This is a genomic window from Candidatus Methylobacter favarea (assembly GCF_902806695.1).
In the GTDB taxonomy this organism is placed as follows: Bacteria; Pseudomonadota; Gammaproteobacteria; order Methylococcales; family Methylomonadaceae; genus Methylobacter_B; species Methylobacter_B favarea.
In genome coordinates this window covers 25482-47454 of the sequence record NZ_CADCXN010000048.1, presented here as the reverse complement: position 1 = coordinate 47454, position 21973 = coordinate 25482, and the positions used below count along the sequence as shown (strand labels likewise).

16 protein-coding genes are annotated in these 21973 nt (G+C 45.5%); 11 read left to right on the top strand and 5 right to left on the bottom strand.

Annotated features, from left to right (window positions below; genetic code table 11):
• Positions 1-8 precede the first annotated feature (8 nt).
• The 3 genes from HUX64_RS05835 (at position 9) to HUX64_RS19155 (ending at position 2822) form a co-directional block, all read left to right on the top strand.
• Positions 9-986 (top strand): malate dehydrogenase, encoded by a 978-nt coding sequence (locus HUX64_RS05835; protein WP_174625302.1) that lies wholly within the window; start codon positions 9-11, stop codon positions 984-986.
• 1188 nt (positions 987-2174) lie between these two features.
• Positions 2175-2414, top strand: a complete 240-nt coding sequence (locus HUX64_RS19160; protein ID WP_217426443.1) for a hypothetical protein — start codon at positions 2175-2177, stop codon at positions 2412-2414.
• Between the two features lie 72 nt (positions 2415-2486).
• Positions 2487-2822 carry a hypothetical protein gene (locus HUX64_RS19155; protein ID WP_217426442.1) on the top strand — a complete coding sequence of 112 codons (336 nt, stop codon included), beginning with the start codon at positions 2487-2489 and terminating at the stop codon, positions 2820-2822.
• Positions 2823-3859: 1037 nt separating this feature from the next.
• On the opposite strand, the gene HUX64_RS05825 is transcribed toward HUX64_RS19155, so the two are convergent.
• Both HUX64_RS05825 and HUX64_RS05820 read right to left on the bottom strand, forming a co-directional pair.
• Positions 3860-4831: a 2-hydroxyacid dehydrogenase gene (locus HUX64_RS05825; protein WP_174625301.1), complete on the bottom strand. Its 972-nt coding sequence runs from the start codon at positions 4829-4831 to the stop codon at positions 3860-3862.
• 64 nt (positions 4832-4895) lie between these two features.
• Positions 4896-6062: an aminotransferase class V-fold PLP-dependent enzyme gene (locus tag HUX64_RS05820; RefSeq protein ID WP_174625300.1), complete on the bottom strand. Its 1167-nt coding sequence runs from the start codon at positions 6060-6062 to the stop codon at positions 4896-4898.
• A 264-nt stretch (positions 6063-6326) separates the two neighbouring features.
• Between HUX64_RS05820 and HUX64_RS05815 the strand changes: the two genes are divergently transcribed.
• From HUX64_RS05815 to HUX64_RS05785, 7 genes are all read left to right on the top strand, one after another.
• A complete protein-coding gene (locus tag HUX64_RS05815) occupies positions 6327-7277 on the top strand; it encodes an HpcH/HpaI aldolase/citrate lyase family protein (RefSeq protein WP_174625299.1) in 951 nt (316 codons plus the stop codon).
• A gap of 53 nt (positions 7278-7330) precedes the next feature.
• On the top strand, positions 7331-8524 hold the full coding sequence (locus HUX64_RS05810) for a malate--CoA ligase subunit beta (RefSeq protein ID WP_174625298.1): 1194 nt from the start codon (positions 7331-7333) through the stop codon (positions 8522-8524).
• Between the two features lie 2 nt (positions 8525-8526).
• A complete protein-coding gene (gene sucD, locus HUX64_RS05805) occupies positions 8527-9414 on the top strand; it encodes a succinate--CoA ligase subunit alpha (protein WP_174625297.1) in 888 nt (295 codons plus the stop codon).
• Between the two features lie 312 nt (positions 9415-9726).
• Positions 9727-11025: a M18 family aminopeptidase gene (locus HUX64_RS05800; protein WP_174625296.1), complete on the top strand. Its 1299-nt coding sequence runs from the start codon at positions 9727-9729 to the stop codon at positions 11023-11025.
• Positions 11026-11137: 112 nt separating this feature from the next.
• Positions 11138-11731: a YfiR family protein gene (locus tag HUX64_RS05795; RefSeq protein WP_174625295.1), complete on the top strand. Its 594-nt coding sequence runs from the start codon at positions 11138-11140 to the stop codon at positions 11729-11731.
• The gene (locus HUX64_RS05790; protein WP_174625294.1) at positions 11724-14132 is read left to right on the top strand and encodes a sensor histidine kinase, YfiR-like protein-associated; all 2409 of its coding nucleotides are present in this window, start codon (positions 11724-11726) and stop codon (positions 14130-14132) included. The genes HUX64_RS05795 and HUX64_RS05790 overlap by 8 nt, the downstream gene beginning before the upstream one ends.
• Positions 14129-16264: a TonB-dependent receptor plug domain-containing protein gene (locus tag HUX64_RS05785; protein WP_174625293.1), complete on the top strand. Its 2136-nt coding sequence runs from the start codon at positions 14129-14131 to the stop codon at positions 16262-16264. Before HUX64_RS05790 ends, HUX64_RS05785 begins: the two co-directional genes overlap by 4 nt.
• Before the next feature lie 153 nt (positions 16265-16417).
• On the opposite strand, the gene HUX64_RS05780 is transcribed toward HUX64_RS05785, so the two are convergent.
• Positions 16418-17185: a PEP-CTERM/exosortase system-associated acyltransferase gene (locus HUX64_RS05780; RefSeq protein WP_174625292.1), complete on the bottom strand. Its 768-nt coding sequence runs from the start codon at positions 17183-17185 to the stop codon at positions 16418-16420.
• Between the two features lie 757 nt (positions 17186-17942).
• Between HUX64_RS05780 and HUX64_RS05775 the strand changes: the two genes are divergently transcribed.
• Positions 17943-18725 carry a methyltransferase domain-containing protein gene (locus tag HUX64_RS05775; protein ID WP_174625291.1) on the top strand — a complete coding sequence of 261 codons (783 nt, stop codon included), beginning with the start codon at positions 17943-17945 and terminating at the stop codon, positions 18723-18725.
• Positions 18726-18986: 261 nt separating this feature from the next.
• Here the strand turns inward: HUX64_RS05775 and purD are convergent, their stop codons facing one another.
• A complete protein-coding gene (purD, locus tag HUX64_RS05770) occupies positions 18987-20288 on the bottom strand; it encodes a phosphoribosylamine--glycine ligase (protein ID WP_174625290.1) in 1302 nt (433 codons plus the stop codon).
• A 123-nt stretch (positions 20289-20411) separates the two neighbouring features.
• Positions 20412-21971 carry a bifunctional phosphoribosylaminoimidazolecarboxamide formyltransferase/IMP cyclohydrolase gene (gene purH / locus HUX64_RS05765; RefSeq protein ID WP_174625289.1) on the bottom strand — a complete coding sequence of 520 codons (1560 nt, stop codon included), beginning with the start codon at positions 21969-21971 and terminating at the stop codon, positions 20412-20414.
• Between the last annotated feature and the right edge of the window lie 2 nt (positions 21972-21973).

Below are 21973 nucleotides of genomic sequence, written 5' to 3'. Positions count from 1 at the left end.
GAAAATTAATGAAAACACCCATTCATATAGCTGTTACCGGCGCGGCAGGCCAGATAAGTTATTCTTTACTTTTTCGTTTGGCGTCGGGTGCTCTGCTTGGCCCTGATCAGCCCATTATATTACACCTGTTGGAAATCAGCCCGGCAATGGCTGCTTTAGAAGGCGTGGTAATGGAATTAAGTGATTGCGCCAGCCCGTTGCTCTATCGCGTGGAGACGACTGATGATCCCAAGCTTGCCTTCAGGAATGTTGATTATGCTTTCCTGGTGGGAGCCAGGCCCCGAGGCCCGGGAATGGAGCGCAAGGATCTATTACAGGTCAATGCGGAGATTTTCTCGGTGCAAGGCAAGGCTCTGAATGAAGTTGCGAACAGGAACGTCAAAGTATTGGTGACTGGTAATCCGGCCAATACCAATGCCTTGATTGCTTTGAAGAATGCACCGGATTTAAGACCCGAAAGCTTTTCTTCAATGACGCGCCTGGATCATAACCGGGCGCTCAGTCAGCTGGCTGCAAAATGCGGCGTTTTTACGACGGATGTAAAAAATGTGACCATCTGGGGCAACCATTCAACTACGCAATATCCTGATATTCATCATGCCAAAGTAAAAGGGCAGGATGCTATGTCACTGGTTGGTCATGAGTGGTTTGTCAATGAATTTATTCCTAGCATTCAACAGCGCGGTGCGGCAGTGATTAAAGCCAGAGGTCAGTCCAGTGCCGCATCAGCCGCTAATGCAGCGGTTGATCAGATGAGAGACTGGATTACTAGCACCGAAGAAGGCAATTGGGTGAGTATGGGGATGCTTTCAGATGGTAGCTATGGAATTGAGCACGGATTGGTTTATTCTTACCCTGTAACAATCGTTAACGGTAAGGTTAATATTGTAAAAGGCCTGGATATCAATGAATTCAGCATGCAAAAGATGCGGACAACCGAGTCTGAGTTAAAAGAAGAAAGAGATGCTGTGAGGCATTTGTTTTGATTTTACCGGTGTTTTTATTTTATAAAAGGTTCCGCTATCGCTCTTTTTGATGCAGAATGAAATGTGATGAATTTTAATTGTATCCTATTTACTCAAGGGTCTAACCTTCATTAATTCGACTTTTATTGTTATAAAATAACTAATTCTATTTAAGGTAGCAGAACGGTGGCCATACTCGATTTATTTCAAATTAATCTGACATTCTGTCGCAACCTATGGCACATAGCTTTCGCGCAGAGCCAGTTACAATTGAATACTGTTCTTAAACCAACCGTTTCCTAATACCCAACCTTTGTTGAAAGCATCCTTAATTTCATTATCCGGGTTTCAAAAACCGTTTTATTGAACAGGACACGATAGCGTGCTTGACACTCGCTATCGTTATTGCCCAAACGTCGCAATTGAAAATGAAGCGCAAACAAACTATTGGCTTATCCGATTGCATTAAAACAATAGCTCGATCGTATATAAACGCTTGGGTCGACAACTATGCCTGTGCGCACAGGATTTAATTGGATATTGCGCCTGCAAGTAAGCAAGTATAATTCTCTGCCGATCAGTGTTGCCTTGTTTCGCTCTTCCTAGAGCGAAGTAGTGCAGCGGTAACAGTAACTAAAGTATTGCACATAACACTGTCTCCAACATTTGCAAAGTTTTGCCCAGGCTGATTTTGGAAAAAGGCCTTATTAGCAAATGCACTTAATGGGTCATCAGCAGATAAGCCTGTACTTGACAGTCTTGTTTTTTGTAGGTGGCCTGAAGTTTTTTTAGGTAAAAAGATAGCCTGCATCGCTGCAAAAAATCACAACACGATTGTTACCGCAAACGATAATGTTTTGTAATTGGCAAAAGGATTTTTAACATAGGAGACAAGCCGGGGCTTAATCTAAAACAAAACATAAGCGATATTAACTTATTTTAATAATAATCAATTTAATCCCGCCGCATTAATTTACATCAGGAGGAAATGCCAATCCTCTGCGACTTTTATATTACATCCCCCGTAGAGTTAAGGCCGCACATATAGTAGATCCCGGCAAGCCAAGACGCTAATCTCGGGCCGTTTATTCCATTAATAGATATAAGAATCTGATTATATTATTTTATTTAAAATAAAAGACATCTTATGCTATTCCCAACGCAACTATAAATGGTGGGGCATAATCGGCATCGGGCTGTATAACACATATGATAAACAAACCACAAAAGGAAAAAATATCGCTTCGACAATTAGTCAATTATTTTAATCATCGGTTCGGACATGAACATCATACCCATTTGTGGCCTTTCCTGTTGGAAAAGGGCCGCGTGAGCGGTATTTTCGGACCTATTCGCATAGCAAGCGCTTATTCAGCTATTTGGGTTGCCAATAACAATGAATTACTGGTAGGCCATGCCGCAAGAATGCTCGCCAGCCCTTGTGAATAGGATATAGATAGCAAGCTAGATGTAGATTTTCAATTCGTCATTAATTTGGACCGATTGTGCCGTACGATACACATGCTGAACTATCTGCCGTATTCCGTGCACGGCGGCGTTCTGTTTTTGAATGTCGACCCCAGACATATTCTTAAAATTGCTCAAAATCACGGCGTATATTTTGAAGAAATCATTTTCAAATGCGGCTTGACACCCCATAACGTGGTGAAATCTACAGACTTTAATCATGATTATGCGATGCACTACGAGCAATTGCTGGCCGGTCTCAATAACTATCGCAGCAGGGGTTATCAGATTGCCCTTAATATTGGCAATTTGCATGTCGTCAAAGATTTCATGCCCTTGATCGACAGGCCTATCGCCAGACTATTTGCGCATCACAGCACCAGCCGCTGAAATAATCGAAAGCTCCAGCTCTGCCTTGCAATCAGCAATAAAGCCCTTGATTAATTTACAAAAACAGCTTGGGGGCCTGAGCATAATCGAACATGTGGAACAGAAAGAACAAGCATTTATGGTGGAAACGGCAGGATTTAATTTGGTGCAAGGTTGCTATTACGACAAATTGGCGACTGACCATTTAAGGTGCCTGTAAAAGGCTGCAATTAAATGATACACGGGTTCGATTTATAATTCATCCGATCCGATTTTCGGGCTTGCGGCCGTTAAAAATGAGCAGAAAGACAGCTTAACTAAATTGCAATACTACCCGGTGGGTCAATTGTAATGATGAAAAAATTTCTTGGCGACGACACTGTAATTAAGAACTTAACCACAACAATCACTCTATGAGATCTTTTGTGAAATCTGTTCTCTGACACCTTACAATCGCTAAGCCCTTAGAGTTTGGGATCCAAATACCAAAGCTATATTACAGCCATATTCCTGGTATTTAATCAATATTCCATGCTGGTTTTAGACCTCGGTCTTCAGGCCGAAAGGAGCGCCCCGCAACAAGCGAAGCGACGTTGCTTTCTCAGGCGCGGATTGGGAAGGGGATGCAGACCCCTTGCCAGTCATTGGATTCATCCTGCAGGGAGGTTTCCTTATTGCTTGCAATTATAAAATAGCTTATTTTTACAATTAAATTTCGGCAAAAAACATAAATAAATTCAGCCTCTGAAGCATTAAATGAAAATATTCGCGCTTTATTTGCCGATTCATCATCAGAAAATATTCTGTGATTATAGCTGGGATCTAATAGATATTTACTTAGGCAGGGTTTGCTACCGAGATTGAATCATGTCAGAAATTGTACAAGTATTGCACGAAAGACTCTGTCGGTTGGACATAAAAAATATAGCTATAAACGTTTAGAACTAATCTTGGATGTTCTGTTCGGGATGTTCTCGCCTTTGCCGTCATTAGTGAGTTTGAGGGAGACTGGAACAATTTATTCTTGTTCAGAGTGAAATATGAACCCTATCCGTTCTTCAAACCACTCTATCCTTAGGCTCAAGGCCTGCAAAAAATGCCGCAATATTTTCCATGACCCGATTACCCATGGCGACGCGGGTCTCTTCGGTTGCGCTACCGAGATGTGGCAGCAGGGCAACGTTATCGAGATTCAGAAAGCCAGGATCGATATTAGGTTCACCTTCAAATACATCCAGACCGGCACCGGCAATCCAGCCTTCTTTTAGCGCCTTGATAAGGGCTTTGCTGTCAACCACATCACCACGGGCTGTGTTGATTAAATGGGCGCTGGGACGCATCAATTGCAGACGCTTTTCGTTGATCAGATGCCGGGTAGCATCGCCGCCGGGGCAGTGCAAGGAAACGAAGTTGGCTTCTGTCAGCAATTCCTCAATAGTTTCACATCGGCTTGCCTGTAAATCATCAATGATCTGCTGGGCCGGCGGGTAAGGATCACAGAAAAGAATTTTCATGCCGAAACCATAATGCGCTTTTCTGGCCATAGCTTGAGCAATGCGGCCAAAACCAATCAAGCCCAGGGTTTTACCCGTTACTTTCTGTCCGAGCATATGGGTCGGGCGCCAGCCTGTCCATTGCTGATCGCGGACGAGGCGATTGCCTTCAGCGGCGCGGCGCGCCGACATTAACAGCAGCAACATGGCGATATCGGCAGTGCAATCGGTTAATACTTCGGGCGTATTGGTGACGACCAGGCCGTGTTTTTTGGCGATATTGATATCAATATTATTATAACCGACGCCAAAATTACCGATGATTTTAGCGCGTTTGCCCTCAATGCCGAGCACCTCGGCAGTAAGCGGGTCAGTTACTGTGGGCAACAAGGCATCAGCAGTTCTCAAAGCTTCCTTGAGCTCGTCTGCGGTCATCTGGATGTCATTTTCGTTCAGCTGTACATCGTAGAGTGCTTTTAATTGTTCCTCGACTTCAGCGGGCCATTTTCGGGTTACAACGACTTTAGGTTTGCTCATTGAAATTTCTCCGCACGTGATAGAAGATATATTTCCCAGCTTTGATTCCTCGCCCCTTTTTACCTTATTTTGCTGTTGAACGATAGTATTCCATGGCTGCTGCAACGCCGCTGCCAGGTTTAATGTTAAAACCGTTATCCAATAACGCCATTTCAACACCAGCTAGAGCACCCAGCATGGACACATCATTCATATCGCCCAAGTGTCCGATACGAAATACCTTTCCGGCAACCTCCGATAATCCTGCTCCTAAGGAAATGTCATATCTGCTGAAAGCAGTGCTGATGACCTCGCGGGCATCCTTGTTTTCAGGGACGACGACTGCAGAAACCGTGTCCGATTCAAAGCCGGGTTGTGCGCATAATTTTAATCCCCAGGCAAAAACGGCTTTACGGGTGCCTTCCGCCAGGCGATGATGACGTGCGAATACATGCTCCAGCCCTTCTTCCAATAACATTTCCAATGACTTGCGCAAACCGTATAAAATAGGCAGGGAAGGCGTATAGGGCGTATAGCCGTTTTGGTTGGCTGTCATCTGGTCTTTTAAGTCCAGAAAACAGCGTGGATAGGTTGAATTTTCAGTGGCCTTTAAGGCTTTTTGACTGAAGGCCAGAAAGGTGCCGCCAGCCGGCAGCATAAAGCCTTTTTGGGAGCCGCTGATAGCGCCGTCCACACCCCATTCATCCATGCGGAAATCGATGCTTGCGATAGAACTCACGCCGTCTACAAATAATAATGCCGGATGGTTTGCTTCATCCATTGCTCTTCGGACGCCGCCGATATCGCTGGTAACGCCGGTAGCGGTTTCATTATGCGTCGCCAGAACGGCCTTGATTTCGTGTTTAGGGTCTTCTTTTAAACGGGCTTCCAGTTTATCTAAGGGAATGCCTTTGCCCCAGGTTTCCTCGTGGATTTCAACAATAAAGCCCAAACGTTTTGCCATTTCGGCCCACAAATGACTGAATTGACCGAAACGGTAGATTAACACTTTATCGCCGGGATTTAGCGCATTGGTCAAGGCAATTTCCCAGCCGGCAGTGCCGGTTGCAGGAAAAATAAAGGCTTGTCCGGCTTCGGTCTTAAATATTTTTTTCAGATCCTGTAAAAGAGGCGTTAACAGTTCAGGAAACACGGGAGAACGATGATCTTCCATGTTGACATGCATGGCATTGAGAATTTCACTGGGCACATTGGTAGGGCCAGGAATATATAGGTGGTTACGACCAGCCATTGTATTGCCTCTTTAAATTTAAATAATGGGAAAGGTAATTAGAATTGTACATTAAAAGCGAAAGACCCAAAATTATTCAATAATGACATAACCGCTGCTAATTGGCAAGAATAGATTGGTATAGAGCCGAAAAAAGCGCATTAAAAATTGACTTTAGTGCCCCTGAAAGTAAAATATAAATTTATTGTATGTTGCAGTTAAGCTGCGCATAATTACCACTCCAGGCATTGGATTCGGTGCTCCTTATTAAAGCAGGCATGTAGAATGAGTCACACCTTATATACACCCTCAGTACAGCGCGTTCAACGTTGTGAACTGGCTGTTCCGGGGTCAAGCCCTGAAATGTTTGAAAAAGCGATAAAAAGCGGTGCGGACTTTATATTTCTTGATCTTGAGGATGCGGTTGCGCCCGACGATAAATTGCAGGCCAGAAAAAATATCATTGAAGCGATTAATGATCTGGACTGGAAAAGCCATGGCATAACCATTTCTGTGCGAATCAACGGTCTGGATACTCAATATATGGTTCGCGACATAGTTGATCTGATTGAGCAGTGCGGGGAAAAACTTGAGACTATTCTGATTCCTAAAGTGGGCGTTTATGCGGATGTTTATATGGTTGAAGCAATGCTTAATCAATTGGAAATGCAGCAGGGTTTAAAAAATAAAATAGGTATAGAAGCCTTGATCGAAACTGCATTGGGCATGGCTAATGTTGAAGATATTGCGCGTCAGGGGACAGCCGGCCGTCTTGAGGCGTTGCATTTTGGGGTTGCCGATTATGCGGCCAGCAACCGCGCGCGAACCACGAATATTGGCGGCTTAAACCCTGATTACCCCGGCGACCAGTGGCATGCAGCCCTCAGCCGCATGACCGTGGCCTGCCGCGCTTTTGGCTTGCGTCCCATTGATGGTCCGTTTGGAGATATTAAAGACCCGGATGGTTATAAAATGGCAGCCAGAAGGTCGGCAGCTTTAGGTTGTGAAGGTAAATGGGCGATTCATCCCTCTCAAGTGGCATTAGCCAATGAAGTTTTCACACCCCCCCTTGCAGAAGTTGACAAGGCTAAACGTATTCTGGCGGCATTAAAAGAAGCGGCGTCGCAAGGCAAAGGCGCTGCTGCGCTGGACGGTCGTTTAATTGATGCGGCTTCAGAAAAAATGGCTAATAATGTGGTACGAGCGGCCGAAGCGATTGCTGCAAAAAAGAGCTAACGATAAGCTGCTTTAGGCAGTTTTTTTAAGATTTAAAATGATAGAGGATGGCGGTGGATATTCATGAGTATCAAGCAAAGGAAATTTTAAGCAGCTATGGAGTCAAGATTGCTGAAGGCGGTTTAGCCTACAGTCCATCGGATGCCGTCCAGCGAGCCAGGGATATTGGCGGACATGTTTGGGCAGTCAAAGCACAGATTCATTCCGGTGCACGCGGTAAGGCAGGCGGTATTAAAATCTGTAAAACTCACGATGAGGTGGAAGCGGCCGCCGAGTTCTTACTGGGCAAAAGACTGGTTACCCATCAAACCGGGCCGGCAGGCAAAGTTTGTGCAAGATTATATGTCGAGTCAGGAATGGACATCGCCAGAGAATTATATTTCTGCTTCCTGGTAGACCGTGGTTCAGAACGTATCGTTATGGTTGGTTCTGCTCAAGGCGGCATGGAAATCGAGGAGTTGGCGGCCAACCATTCCGAAGCTATTATTAAAATCTACATTAAACCCTCTGTAGGGCTGCAAGATTATCAGGCACGGGAAATGGCATTCGCGCTGGATTTAAAAGCTGAAATGTTGAGTCATGCCGTTAAAACCATTAAAGGCTGTTATCGAGCCTTGCGCGACCTTGATGCCAATATGCTGGAAATTAATCCTCTAGTCATTACCGGAAGCGGGGAGTTGGTAGCTCTGGATGCAAAAATGGGCTTTGATGACAATGCCTTGTTCCGTCAACAGAAAATCTCAGAACTGCGCGATAAAACCCAGGAAGATCCTCGGGAAATGGCGGCCGCTGACCGTGGGCTAAGCTATGTGGGTCTGAACGGGGATATCGGCTGCATGATTAATGGCGCCGGATTGGCCATGGCAACGATGGACATGATTAAACTGGCCGGCGGCGAGCCGGCCAACTTTCTTGATGTTGGCGGCGGCGCTTCCGCTGAGCGTACAGAGAAAGCATTTCGTCTGGTATTGGCTGACAAAAACGTTAAAGCCATGCTGGTTAATATTTTTGCCGGCATCAACCGCTGTGACTGGATTGCCGAAGGAGTAGTCGAGGCCGTTAAAAAAATTGATATGCAAATACCTTTAATTGTAAGACTGTCGGGTACGAATGTTGAAGAAGGCCGAAGAATTATCACTGAAAGCGGGCTGCCTATTATTACCGCAGAAACGTTAGCAGAAGCGGCAGAAAAAGCTGTACAGGCGCGTAATAAAGTAGTGGCAAAAGATATGGCTAGGGAAATATAGAAATGGCTATTTTAATTGACGAGCATACTCGCATTGTCGTTCAAGGGTTCACGGGTAAAATCGGTACTTTTCACGCCCAGGACATGATTAAATATGGTTCCAATGTGGTAGGCGGAATCACGCCGGGCAAAGGCGGCCAAAAGCATTTGGGTCTGCCGGTCTTTAACACCGTAAAAGAAGCCGTACAGCAGGCGGGCGCCGAGGCCAGTATTATTTTTGTTCCACCTGCATTCGCTGCCGATTCTATTATGGAAGCGGCTGATGCAGGGATCAAATATTGTGTGGCGGTTACCGATGGTATTCCTACCCAGGATATGATGACCGTTAAAAACTTTCTGTGCCGTTTTCCTAAAGAACAACGAATGCTTCTAACCGGGCCTAACTGTGCCGGTACAATCAGCCCGGGCCGCGCGATGCTGGGTATTATGCCTGGCCATATTTATATTCCGGGTAATGTTGGTGTTGTGAGTCGCTCTGGTACTCTGGGCTACGAAGCCGCTGACCAGATGCGGCGGCTCGGCATCGGCATTTCCAGCTCCGTGGGCATCGGCGGCGATCCTATTAACGGCAGTTCCCATCGCGATATTCTGGAAAAATTTGAGCAAGATCCCGAAACCCGGGTGGTGGCGATGATTGGTGAGATTGGCGGGCCACAAGAGGTTGACGCCGGTATTTTTGCCAAAGAAAATATGAGTAAACCCCTGGTTGCTTACATCGCCGGCTTAACTGCCCCGGAAGGCCGCCGCATGGGCCACGCAGGTGCAATTATTTCGTCCGCCGGTGAAAGCGCTGCAGAAAAAGTGGCAATGCTGAAAGATTTGGGAGTCACTATCTCACCAACTCCGGCGGCAATGGGCACAACGGTTGCGGCAGTATTGGCGAGTATGTAAGCTTCATCTGATTCCCCATTTCTCAGTGGGGACATTTTCCTAAGAGCGCTGGTTTGCATTAGCAGCGGTCTATAAATTCTCAAGCCTGGCAATATTACCGTCAGCAGTGAACCTGATACTTTAGCAAAAGCCGTTGAAATGCTATGCCGATCATCCATACAGCCAATAATTCAATTACCTTCTCCATTGCAATAAGGCCGGCCAGGCCGTCCCCTGCCTATTGCCGGAGCCATAGGCAGAATATAATGTATTATAGGAAACAGCCGCCTTACGCCTTCTTAACTCGGCCTCACTAGATCTGCAAGCTAAGTCATGAATACCTCGCAACAGGTTCAAAGCCTGCTGGATTTTATTGATGCCAGCCCCAGTCCCTGGCATGCCGTTAACAGCATTGAAATCAGGTTGGCGGCGTTTCAGTTTATAAAGCTGGAAGAAACAGACCTGTGGGTATTATGCCCGGGCGGGCGCTATTACGTCAGCCGCGATGATTCTTCCATTATAGCTTTTGTAATCGGGCAAAAACCTTTGGTTGAAACCGGCTTTAAAATCATTGGCGCCCATACGGATTCGCCGGGATTAAGAGTAAAGCCGAATGCGGCAAATGCTGTGGATGGCTATTTAAGAGTGAGCGTTGAAATGTATGGAGGGCCCATTCTCGCGACGTTTGCCGACCGGGATTTGAGTCTTGCCGGGCGGATTAGCTATAAAAATGATACAGGAAGCATAACCAGTTCGTTAATCAAATTTGACAATGTCCTGTTGCGCTTACCTAATCTGGCTATTCATATGAATAGAAACGTCAATGAGGAAGGCTTAAAACTGCATAAGCAGAATGAGTTGCCATTGATCTTGTCGCTCACCCGGGAACAATTGCCGCAGCCTTATTTTGTCTCATTGCTGCAACAGCAATCAGGTATTGAGGCGGAGCGAATCTTAGCCTGGGATCTGAATATTTATGACACGCAGAAAGGCGCATTCTGGGGTGCTGAAAATGAATTTTATGCAGATAGCCAGCTGGATAATCTGGCATCCTGTCATGCCGCTATAGAGGCATTGCTGGATGAACCGGCTTTAAAATCCGATAATACGCTGGTATGCGTTTTATTTGACCATGAAGAAGTTGGCAGTGAAAGTAATAAAGGCGCCAATGGCAATTTTCTGCCGGATATTCTTCAGCGAATTGCTCTGGCTCATGAAACCGGCCGGGAAGATTTTTCCCGGGCCCTGGCTCAAAGTTTCATGATCAGTGCCGATATGGCGCATGCTTATCAACCCGGTTTTCCCTATGCCTACGATCCGGACCATAAAGTCATCGTTAATCAAGGTCCTGTGATTAAGGTGAATGCCAGTCTTCGATACAGCTCGGAAAGCATTTCCGAAGCCATGTTCGCTGACTGGTGCAAGCAGGCCCGGGTGCCCTATCAAAAGTATTCTCATCGCAGCGATCTGCCTTGCGGCAGCACAATCGGCCCCATCATTTCAGCAAAGCTCGGTATCCGGGCCGTGGATGTCGGCAACCCCCTATGGGCCATGCACAGTATCCGGGAAAGCGCCGGCGCATTGGATCATGACTATATGATAAGAGTAATGAAAAGGTTTTTTGCCGGGTAACAATTTTCTCCTTGTAGGCTAGACTTGGGATAGGATTAAGCGGTAATCCCAGGAATTATCAGTAGAAAATTGCGGCTTCCAATCTTTTTGCACAACTACACGCCACGGAGAAATGAAGATTATCCACTTACCTTGGGCTTTATTTGGCTTAACCTTTTTACTATTCTCGCAGCTACTGCTAGCTGAAGATTCAGATTCAAATGTAGAATATAAAATTAAGGCAGGTTATTTATATAACTTCACTAAATTTGTCACTTGGCCTGAAGATAATTCTCAAACCTTTAATCTTTGTATTCTCGGGACAGATCCTTTTGGCAGTTTAATTGATCCCATCGAAAAACGATCGGCATTTGGTCGGCCTATTAAGCTCTTCAGATTTGAGGATTTAAATGCCTTCCGACAGTCTGCTCTGTCCGGGCATGAAGCCCCCAGCAATAATCAGCAATGCCATATTCTTTTTATTGACGCTTCGCTTGATAATAATTTTTCTATTAAAAATGTTTTTGCCGGCCGTGATGGAGATAGAACATTAACCGTCGGCCAAAATGAAGGCTTTGCAAGACGAGGAGGAATGATTGGCTTTGTTCAAAGGCAAGGCAAAATAAAATTGCAAATCAATATGAATGCGCTTAAGTACAGTCATTTGACAATCAGTGCAAAATTATTGGAAGTTGCTGAGCTTGTTGAAGGACAAGGCAATGATTAGATTTGTTCGTACTCTGTCAATAAATCAGAAGCTGTTGCTGATTTTAGTATTTTCCGGTTTTATCTCGCTATTATTTGCCGGTGTGTTTTTGATAATGCTGGAAATTTCCGAGTTTCAGCGCAACACCCGCGATGACTTGTCAACTCTGGCAGAAATCGTGGGAAATCGCAGTACGGCGGCGTTAATGTTTGATGACAGGAATCTAGCCAATGAAAACCTTGCTGTGCTCCTTAATTTACCCGAAGTACAAACTGCCTGTCTTTATGATTCCAAAGGCGCGGTTTTTGCCAGGTTATTAAAAAATACTACAGCAGAATCTGCATGTCCTTTAGCAATAAAGGATGAAAATACACACTTTGAAGGTATTCAGCTAATCGTCGTCAAACCAATTGTGGTGGATGGCGATGAACTGGGTACAGTGTATATCCATGCCAATTTGACCACCACCTATTGGCGCAAAATGCAATTTATCGGCATTATATTTTTAGTGCTGGTGGGTGTCTCGGTACTTACTTTCTTTTTATCAACACCTTTGTTGAAACTTGTTTCCTCGCCGATAAAAAAACTTCTAATCACTGTTAAAGCTATCAGTGATACTAAGGATTATTCATTGCGTGCCGTTAAAGTTAATAACGATGATCTGGGCGTTCTGGTTGACGCCTTTAATGGCTTGATTGGCATAGTAGGAACTCAAAACCAGGCTCTGACCCATGCAAAAGATCGCTATCTGGCTTTATATGACGATAATCCGACCATGGTATTCAATCTTGCCGATGACGGCCGTATTTTTTCGGTTAACTGCACCGGGGCCAAACAGCTTGATTTAGCTGTTGAAGAATTACAAAACTGTTCGCTTTTTGATTTTATTTACTCAGAGGATTCGCTCATGTTGCAGGATTTGGTGGAACGCTGCCTGAACAAACCTGCGCGCGTGCATAAACAGGAATTCAGAATGGCCTGTCAGAAGGGCCGGCTTATTTGGGTAAGAGCCACCGCCCGGCTCAGTGAAAATGAAAACCAGCAGAAGAGTTTATTGCTGGTCTGTGAAGATATAACAGAAGCCCGCCTGCTCAATGAAAAAATCGCCTATCAAGCCAGTCATGACGCGTTGACAGGTTTGGCCAATCGCAGCCAGTTCGATAGCTATATCAAGCAGGCTGTAGCATTAGCGCATACAGATAGCTCTGAACATGCCCTGTGTTATCTGGATCTTGATCAGTTCAAGGTAATTAACGATACCTGCGGACATCTTGCCGGAGATGAACTGCTCAGGCAATTAGGCGACTTATTAAGAAAACATGTACGGCAAAATGATTTTGTAGCTCGTCTGGGAGGCGATGAGTTTGGCGTGTTAATGTATAACTGTTCGTTAAGTCAGGCTATTCTTGCCTGTGAAAAATTACGCGATATAGTCAGGGATTTTCATTTTGCCTGGGAAGACAGAAGCTTTACGGTCGGCGTAAGCATAGGCATTTCAGCTGTAAATGATGCCAGCGGCAATGCTGTCAATTTGCTTAAAGAAGCTGATGCGGCTTGTTACGCGGCAAAAGATAAAGGCCGAAACCGGGTGCATGTCTTTCGCCCTGACGATGAAGAGTTGGCTATGCGCCAGGGGGAAATGCAATGGGTGGAAAAAATAAAGCAGGGTCTGGATAACAATCGTTTTCGCCTGTATGGTCAGCCGATAGTGCCGCTGTGTGGGGGAAACAAAGAGGAAGGATTGCATTTTGAAACTCTGGTTCGCTATTGTGACGGCCGAAATCATATTATTCCTCCCGGAGCCTTTTTACCGGCGGCGGAAAGATATAATCTGGCTTCTGCGATGGATAGATGGGTAATTAGCAATCTGCTCCAGTGGATTGCCGAAAAACCCGGATTTCTGAACAACCTGTCGCTGTGTTCGGTCAATTTATCCGGCCTGTCGATGTCTAATGAATCCATGCTGGCTTTTATTTCAGAACAACTCATCAGATGGGAAGTGCCCACGCATAAGATCTGTTTTGAAATTACCGAAACCGCGGCTATTGCAAATTTATCCTATGCGACTAAATTTATTAATAAATTGAGGGAGCAGGGCTGTTCTTTTTCACTGGATGACTTTGGCAGCGGCTTGTCTTCTTTTGCCTATTTAAAAAACCTGCCGGTAGATTTTCTTAAAATTGATGGTTTATTTGTTAAAGATATTCTGGATGACAAAGTTGATTTGGCTATGGTTAAGTCAATTAACGAAGTTGGACACGTTATGAATAAAAAGACGATAGCGGAGTTTGTTGAAAATGAACAAATCTTCAACCTGCTGAATGTGCTAGGGGTCGATTACGCGCAAGGTTACGGTATTGGAAAACCGGTACCGCTGGATGAACTTAAATTGATTAAGCCCTTTTCAGGGGCTGCGGCATGAGTATTTCCTCCAAAATAATTATCCGTTGTTTAGCGGTTTTATTCTGCTCAAGTTTGGCCATAACTAAAGCAAATGCTGAAGAAGAAGTAGAGGATTTCTTTTCCAAGTCGCCTGCTGAACTAGCTGCGATACCGGTCACCATTGCTACTGGAACGCCAAAGCCGATTTTTCAGTCTGCTGCTGTGACCAGTGTTATTACCGCTGAACAAATTAAGTCAATGGGCGCGACAGAACTGCATGAGGTTCTGGAAACAGTGCCGGGCGTTCATGCCAGTCTTCAGCAGAATACCTATGATTATAGTTACAGTATTCGCGGCATCCGTAATACGCAAAACTCTCAAGTTTTAATGTTGTTAAACGGCACACGTATAACCACGCCTTTTCAGGGAACATTAATGACCGGTACCGAACTGCCTATCGATGCTATTCAGCGCGTGGAGGTTATCCGCGGGCCAGGCTCGGCATTGCATGGCGCCGATGCTTTTGCCGGCGTTATCAATATCATCACAAAAAATGCCAAAGACATCAACGGAGCCGCACTGGGTGCGCGTGCAGGGGACCACAGCACTCAGAGTGGATGGGGACAGTATGGTGCTCAGTGGGCGGGCTGGGATGTTGCGGCCAGTCTGCAATATCAGCATACTGCGGGCGAGGGCGGGCGCATTGTTAACGCCGATGCTCAAAGCGGTTTTGATAGGTTATTTGGAACGCATGCCTCTCATGCTCCGGGTGCATTAAATACGCGCTATGAAATTTTCAATGGCCATCTTAATCTGCAGCGCAAGCATTGGAATATTGGTTTCTGGGCATTTAATACTATTAACTCAGGCACTCGTGGAGGCGCGGCAGGTGCATTGGATCCCAAAGGGAGCGGCAACGGTGAACAATATCTGGGCGATGTGCAATTTTCTACCGAAGACTGGCGTGAGAATTGGGAGCTGACAGCTCATCTGAGCTACCTTCAGACTGATGCTCAGGGTAAATTTCAGCTTTTCCCGGACAATGCGTTGTTGCCTATAGGTTCTGATGGCAATATAAATGTCTCCTCTTCCAGTTCATTAGTTGCATTTCCTGATGGAATGATTCTTAATTTAGGTCGGACAGAGAAGATACCCTCACTGGAATTGAGTTCAATCTACAAGGGACTGGACCATCACCTACTGCGATTTGGCGCCGGTTTTCGCTATGAAGAAATTACTCCAACGGACAGTAGAAACTTCGGCTATGGTGCGCCTCTTCCCCCTGTGGTAGATGGCAGATTAACGAATGGAACGGGTACATCTTTTGCATATTTGCCAAATGTTCACCGGACAATCTGGTCTTTGATAGCGCAGGATGAATGGCAGCTAGCTGATAATTGGCGGTTGACCGCAGGCATACGTTATGATCAATATTCTGATTTTGGCGGCACCGCCAATCCGCGTGTTGCTCTTGTCTGGGATATTAATAAACAAATCACCAGCAAGATTTTGTATGGAAGGGCATTTAGGGCACCTAATTTTGCAGAACAGTTTACCCAGAATAATCCGGTAGTGCTGGGCAATAAAGATTTAAATCCCGAAATTATCAATACTTATGAATGGGCCTTGGACTACCGGCCGTTTTCATCCCTGAGAACCGCTGTCAATGTGTATTATTATCAAATTCACAATCTTATATCGGCAGTTCCTGAACCCGGCAGACTAATAAATATCTATCAAAACAGCGGCGATCAAAACGGCTATGGAACTGAATTCGAATGGAACTGGCAATGGAGTGAGCAATGGAATGTGAAAGGCAATTATGCATGGCAACATGCAATTAATGAAGTAACCAATCAACAAGTGGCAGTTGTACCCGAACATCATGTTTATGTTGCTTTTCAGTGGCAATTTATGCCGAACTGGCACTTTCAGCCCCAGCTTAACTGGATAGGCGGCAGAAACCCTTTACCCGGCGATAACCAAAAGTTGAACGATTATGAAACAATCGATTTTACACTGCGCGGTAAAAAACTGTTCGGCCATCTCAATCTTGCCGCCTCTTTACGCAATGCGTTCGATACAAAATATTATGAACCGGCGGCTCCTTTGCCTCAAAATCTGCCTATGCCTGGAAGGAGCTTTTATCTTGAAGCATCGGTTAACTTTTGATGCTATCCAATGTTTTTGACTTGTGAAGCTTATATCAAGGGCTCCGCCCTAATACAGGTAGACAAAAAGGAGCGGTATTTAACTGTCTGTTCATTGCTCCATGCTCTCTCTCTGTTTCGAGGCTAAATCTCGTAGTATGAGGCTCCATCCGGGCTATTGAGTCTTGCGGGTTTGGCTTGCTTCATGAGGCCGGGCTTGTCCAACACCTCCTGTATTAGTCAGAAAATTCCAAACCCCCATGTTTTTTTTAGCTATGCAATCAAGCATATTGGTTATTTTTATCACCGCTGGCCGCCGGTTGCCGTGATAATTTGTCAACGGGCCTATTTTTATTAAATTGATACCCAAGTGTGATTTAAGACGGAAAATAGCCGGCTCTATAGCGCCAAATAAATAATGAATATCGTTTTCATAGCTTGCTTTAATGAAACAAGCAATTAAAGCGAGACTAAGATGGGGAAAAACCCGGCGTTCGTCCGGGGTGAAATAATCTTGCCAATTAGAAGTAATAGCCGCTAACGTATGGGCTTCATTTTTTCTTTTTTTAAATGCTTTCGATATACCAAAGCGGGATACTTCCCCCAAGTGCTTTCGATCAATAGGCTGCATTTCGGCAACATTATCTATCTGGCAATATAGTTCAACAGGAAATAATTTATCCGCGTTATTCGGGTCAGGTAGGATAAGTCGAGTGGTCGCGGCATATTCGCCGGACTTGCGGTGACGAATCAGATAATGAACCGAATGCTGGTCAAAGTCATCATATTCAAGGTTATCAGGATAGAGTTCAGGATTAAATATTTCATTTTCAATGCAAAACACCTGATAACGCAGTTTATAGACTTCATTTTTAAGTTCATCGGAAATCGCGGGTACCATTTCAAAATATTGATCAAAATGATCAATGATTGTATTGGTCAAGAAACTGCCTCTTATTTAATGGTTATTGATAGCGGAAATAATTGTTAACTACGAATTCTGTTGAATGGCTTCGGGATGTTGAAAAGGATGTTTGCACTTTATGCATTCTGAAACTCTTCAATTTATAACAACCCGAGTAAACTCGCATCAAACTGATTTAAAATCCTCAACACAACTGATTGTTTCAGTTCTGGGAAACTTAAAATAGTATAGTTTCTATCGGCAAAAAAAGCTATGGAAGGACTACAGGTTCATTTGCTCTTTTAATTAGCGAAGAAAGCTATTACGCTGAGCCAATGAATAAATACAGTTTCACTTGCTGAGATATAGTCAATAAGCTTCTCGTTAAAGCTTGCTACCCAGGGTGGACAGATTCTATAAGTAAGCAATTGGAAGTTACTTTTTGGCAGCTTTATTATCCGGGCATTCCCGTTAAGTCATTAACAAGATGCCAGAGTGTCTTTAGCCCGCTGGATGAGCAATTGCAGATCAATAAGCAGCTAAAGGCGATTCATCTGATTTGATCCGCTTGCCATACATAGAACATGCCATTGGAAAATGTTCAGGTTCGACATACTGATAGATTCAGTCTACACTTAATATTTGGAGTTTTTACATAATATTGCCGGTTTTTTTATATCTTTTGTTTATGGAGTAAAAGAGCTTGAGGTGCAGCAAAACTATTCGCTACTTTGCGAATTATAAATTTCAATTGTTTAAACAAATTCAACATGACCCCAACTGGCAAGGATAAATAATGGCTCAATCCAAAGGCTATGTAGACCCGGAAGTCCTCCGCGTCATGGCAAACCAGCTTCATCCCATCAAGCAGCGCTCGTACGGGCTTATGCATATTCAGCCCGGCCATAAGGTGCTGGATTTGGGTTGTGGTCCCGGCACGGATACGATTCCTTTAGCGCCATTGGTGGGCGTAAACGGCCAAGTCATTGGCGCAGATCATGATGAGGCCATGATTGCCGAAGCCGAGCACCATGCTGAGCAGGCAGGGGTAAATACATGGGTTAGACATCAGCGAGTTGATGCTATGTCACTGCCCTTTGAAACAGATTATTTTGATGCCTGCCGTAGTGAGCGCTTGTTTGAGCATTTATCCAATCCCGCTCAAGCTTTATCGGAAATGACCAGAGTAACAAAATCAGGCGGCTGGCTGGTAGTAATGGATACGGATTGGGGAAGCCTTTCAATAGATAGTGATGAAACTGATATTGAGCGCCGACTTGCTCGTTATGTTGCTGAAGGTTATTTGCAAAATGGATACTCGGGACGAAAATTATACCGCTTGTTCAAACAGCAAAATCTGGCTGATATTTCATTTGAGGTGTTTCCTGCCGCTACTCCGAATTATATCTTGGCGCGCTTGGGAATGCAGGCTGAAAGAGTTGAACAGGAAGCCCTTAGGTCGGGCGTTATTAACAAAGAAGAACTCTATCGCTGGCAGATGGCCCTTAAACAAGCCGATTCAGAAGGCGTCTATTTTGGCAGTGTAAATCTTCTAATGGTTGCCGGTCGCAAGAATTAAATTTGCTGTTGTTGAAGTTGTGGTTAAAGAATTCCTCATTACGTATAACTCTCAGCCAAAGAAGCTACCCCTCAAGTAGCCGTCATACCGGCATGCAGTCACGTCACGCTATCCTGCCTGACGTGATTGCATGCCCGGGTAACATTCCTTGATGAATTCCTCAGATAATACTGTTATTTCGATTATGGCTGAAGCTTGCCAGCAATCAGGAAAGAATTTATCTGTAGAGGCTGATTTATTGCCTTTATAACGTTGCCGCGACTAAACCGTATGTGCGTTCATCGAAGTTGTCTTAATGGCTTTAAAGCCAATATCAGTCCGGTAATAGATATTATGCCAGTGGATGCTGTTGGCAAGCTCATAGGCTTTGGTCTGGGCCTCCCTGATATCAGAGCCTAAAGCACAGGCGCATAATACCCTGCCGCCGGAGGTTACAATTTCCGCGCCGGCTGGAGTGGTGCCGGAATGAAACACTTTGCTGTCTTCGCCGTCCTCAGCGGGTAATCCGGAAATAACAGCGCCGGTTTGATAGGCATCGGGATAGCCGCCTGCTGCCAAAACTACTCCTAACGCTGCGCGCTCGTCCCATTCACAGCCGGTTTGGTCGAGCTTTCCGGCTAAGGCAGCTTCACAAAGTTCTACCAGATCGCTTTTTAAGCGCAGCATAATCGGCTGGGTTTCGGGATCGCCAAAGCGGCAGTTATATTCCAGTACCTTGATCGCGCCATCGGGCGCAATCATCAAACCGGCATAAAGAAAGCCGGTATAGGCATAGCCATCTTCCGTCATGCCTTTCAAGGTAGGTCCTATAATTTTTTCCATTATACGCTGATGAATTTCGGGAGTTACCACAGGTGCTGGAGAATAAGCCCCCATGCCGCCGGTATTGGGACCTTTATCGCCATTATCACGAGCTTTATGATCTTGAGAGGTGGCCATGGGCAAGGCGTATTTGCTGTCGGCAATAACGATGAAGCTGGCTTCTTCGCCTTGCAGAAATTCTTCGACCACAACTCTGTGGCCGGCTTCTCCAAAGGCATTCCCGGATAACATATCTTCAACGGCAGCTATTGCTTCCTGCTCAGTCTGGGCTACGATAACGCCTTTGCCCGCAGCCAAGCCGTCCGCTTTTACAACGATAGGTGCGCCTTGCTGCTGAATGTAAGCGATAGCCCGACGCTTGTCGGTAAAACTTTGGTATTTGGCTGTTGGAATGTTGTGGCGGGTCATGAAGTCTTTACAAAACGTCTTGGAACCTTCCAGTTGAGCGGCTTTTGCAGAAGGGCCGAAGCATTTGAGTCCGGCTTGCTGAAAGCTGTCAACTATGCCCATTACCAATGGCACTTCCGGACCTATAATAGTCAGGTCAATATTTTCTTTTTGGGCAAAATCCAGTAACGCGGAAATATTTTCAGCAGCAATAGCTATGTTTTCAACAGAAGGCTCAAGCGCTGTACCGGCGTTGCCCGGCGCAACAAAAACTTTTTTGACTTTAGGCGACTGCTTAACTTTCCAGGCCAGGGCGTGTTCACGACCGCCGCTGCCGACAATGAGGATTTTCATGGGGAGTCTCGTTTTTTGCATGGGGCGGCTTTAATCGGCCTTTGATGTACTTGGCGACTAATGTTACTCGGCATTTTACTTGGTGGTTTTATGCTTTAGCTAGAGCATAGAGTCTGACGACTGCTAATGTCTGAAATGACGCCTGCCAGTAAACACCATGGCGATGTCGTTTTCATCGGCTGCGGCAATCACTTCGCCATCGCGCATGGAACCTCCCGGTTGAATAATTGCGCTGATACCTGCTTCCGCTGCTGAATCTATGCCATCCCTGAACGGGAAAAACGCATCTGAAGCCATTACCGAACCGGGTATGGCAAGTCCTTCACCATCGGCTTTGATGCCGGCGATCCGTGCCGAATACACACGGCTCATTTGCCCTGCGCCTACCCCTATGGTCCGGTCGTTTTTGCAATAAACGATAGCATTGGATTTAACGAACATGCAGACCTTCCAGGCAAACAATAAGTCCGCTATTTCTTGCTGTGTTGGCGCCCGCTTGCTGACAACTTTCAAGTCATCGGCAGTAATGTTGTCGACATCCTTATCCTGAACCAGTAGGCCGCCTGCAACCTTTTTGAAATCAAGTGAAGGGTATTTAACGCCATTCCATAAGCCGCATTCCAGCACGCGAATATTTTGCTTTTGGGCGAGGATGGGCTGAGCTTCCGGACTTATAGCCGGGGCGATAATGACTTCAACAAATTGCCGCTTGATGATTTCGGCGGCTGTTTGCCTATCCAGTTCCCGGTTAAAAGCGATGATGCCGCCGAATGCCGAGGTGGGGTCGGTTGCATAAGCTTTATCATAGGCTGAAAGTATGTCGTCGGCCTGAGCTACGCCGCATGGATTGGCATGTTTAACGATAACGCAGGCTGGCTTATCATCAAAATATTTGACGCATTCCAGCGCGGCATCGGTATCGGCAATATTATTATAAGATAGCTCCTTGCCCTGAAGCTGTCTTGCGGCTGCGATAGTACCCGATGCAGGTGCTTTTTCGCGGTAAAAAGCCGCCTTTTGATGGGGATTTTCACCATAACGCATGGTTTGGCTGTGATAAAACTGCAGATTCAGCGTTTCCGGGAACTGGCAGCCGCTTATATTGCCCAGATAAGTTGCAATTGCCGTATCGTAACTCGCCGTATGTACAAAGCCTTTCAGAGCCAGATTAAAGCGGGTTTGTTGGGAAAGGCTGCTATTACTGCTTTCCAACTCGGCATTAATGACTGCGTAGTCGGCAGGATTGACAATGACGGCTACGTCAGCATGATTTTTTGCGGCGGCCCGAATCATGGCGGGACCGCCGATATCTATATTTTCAATGGCGGAAGCAAAGTCGCAGTCCGGCTTGGCTACGGTTTGTTCAAACGGGTACAAGTTGACGACTAGCAAGTCAATAGAGCTAATGCCGTTGGCAATCATTACGGCGTCATCTATGCCTCTACGGCCTAAAAGGCCGCCGTGAACTCTAGGATGGAGAGTTTTGACGCGGCCCCCCATTATTTCCGGAAAGCCTGTGTAATCTGATACTTCTGTAACAGCAATATTATGTTCTGCAAGTGTTTTTGCAGTGCCGCCGGTAGAAAGAATTTCAATATTCAATTGCCTCAGTTGCCGGCAAAAATCGACTATACCGGATTTATCCGAGACGCTGATAAGGGCGCGAGTGATTTTTTTTTTCATAT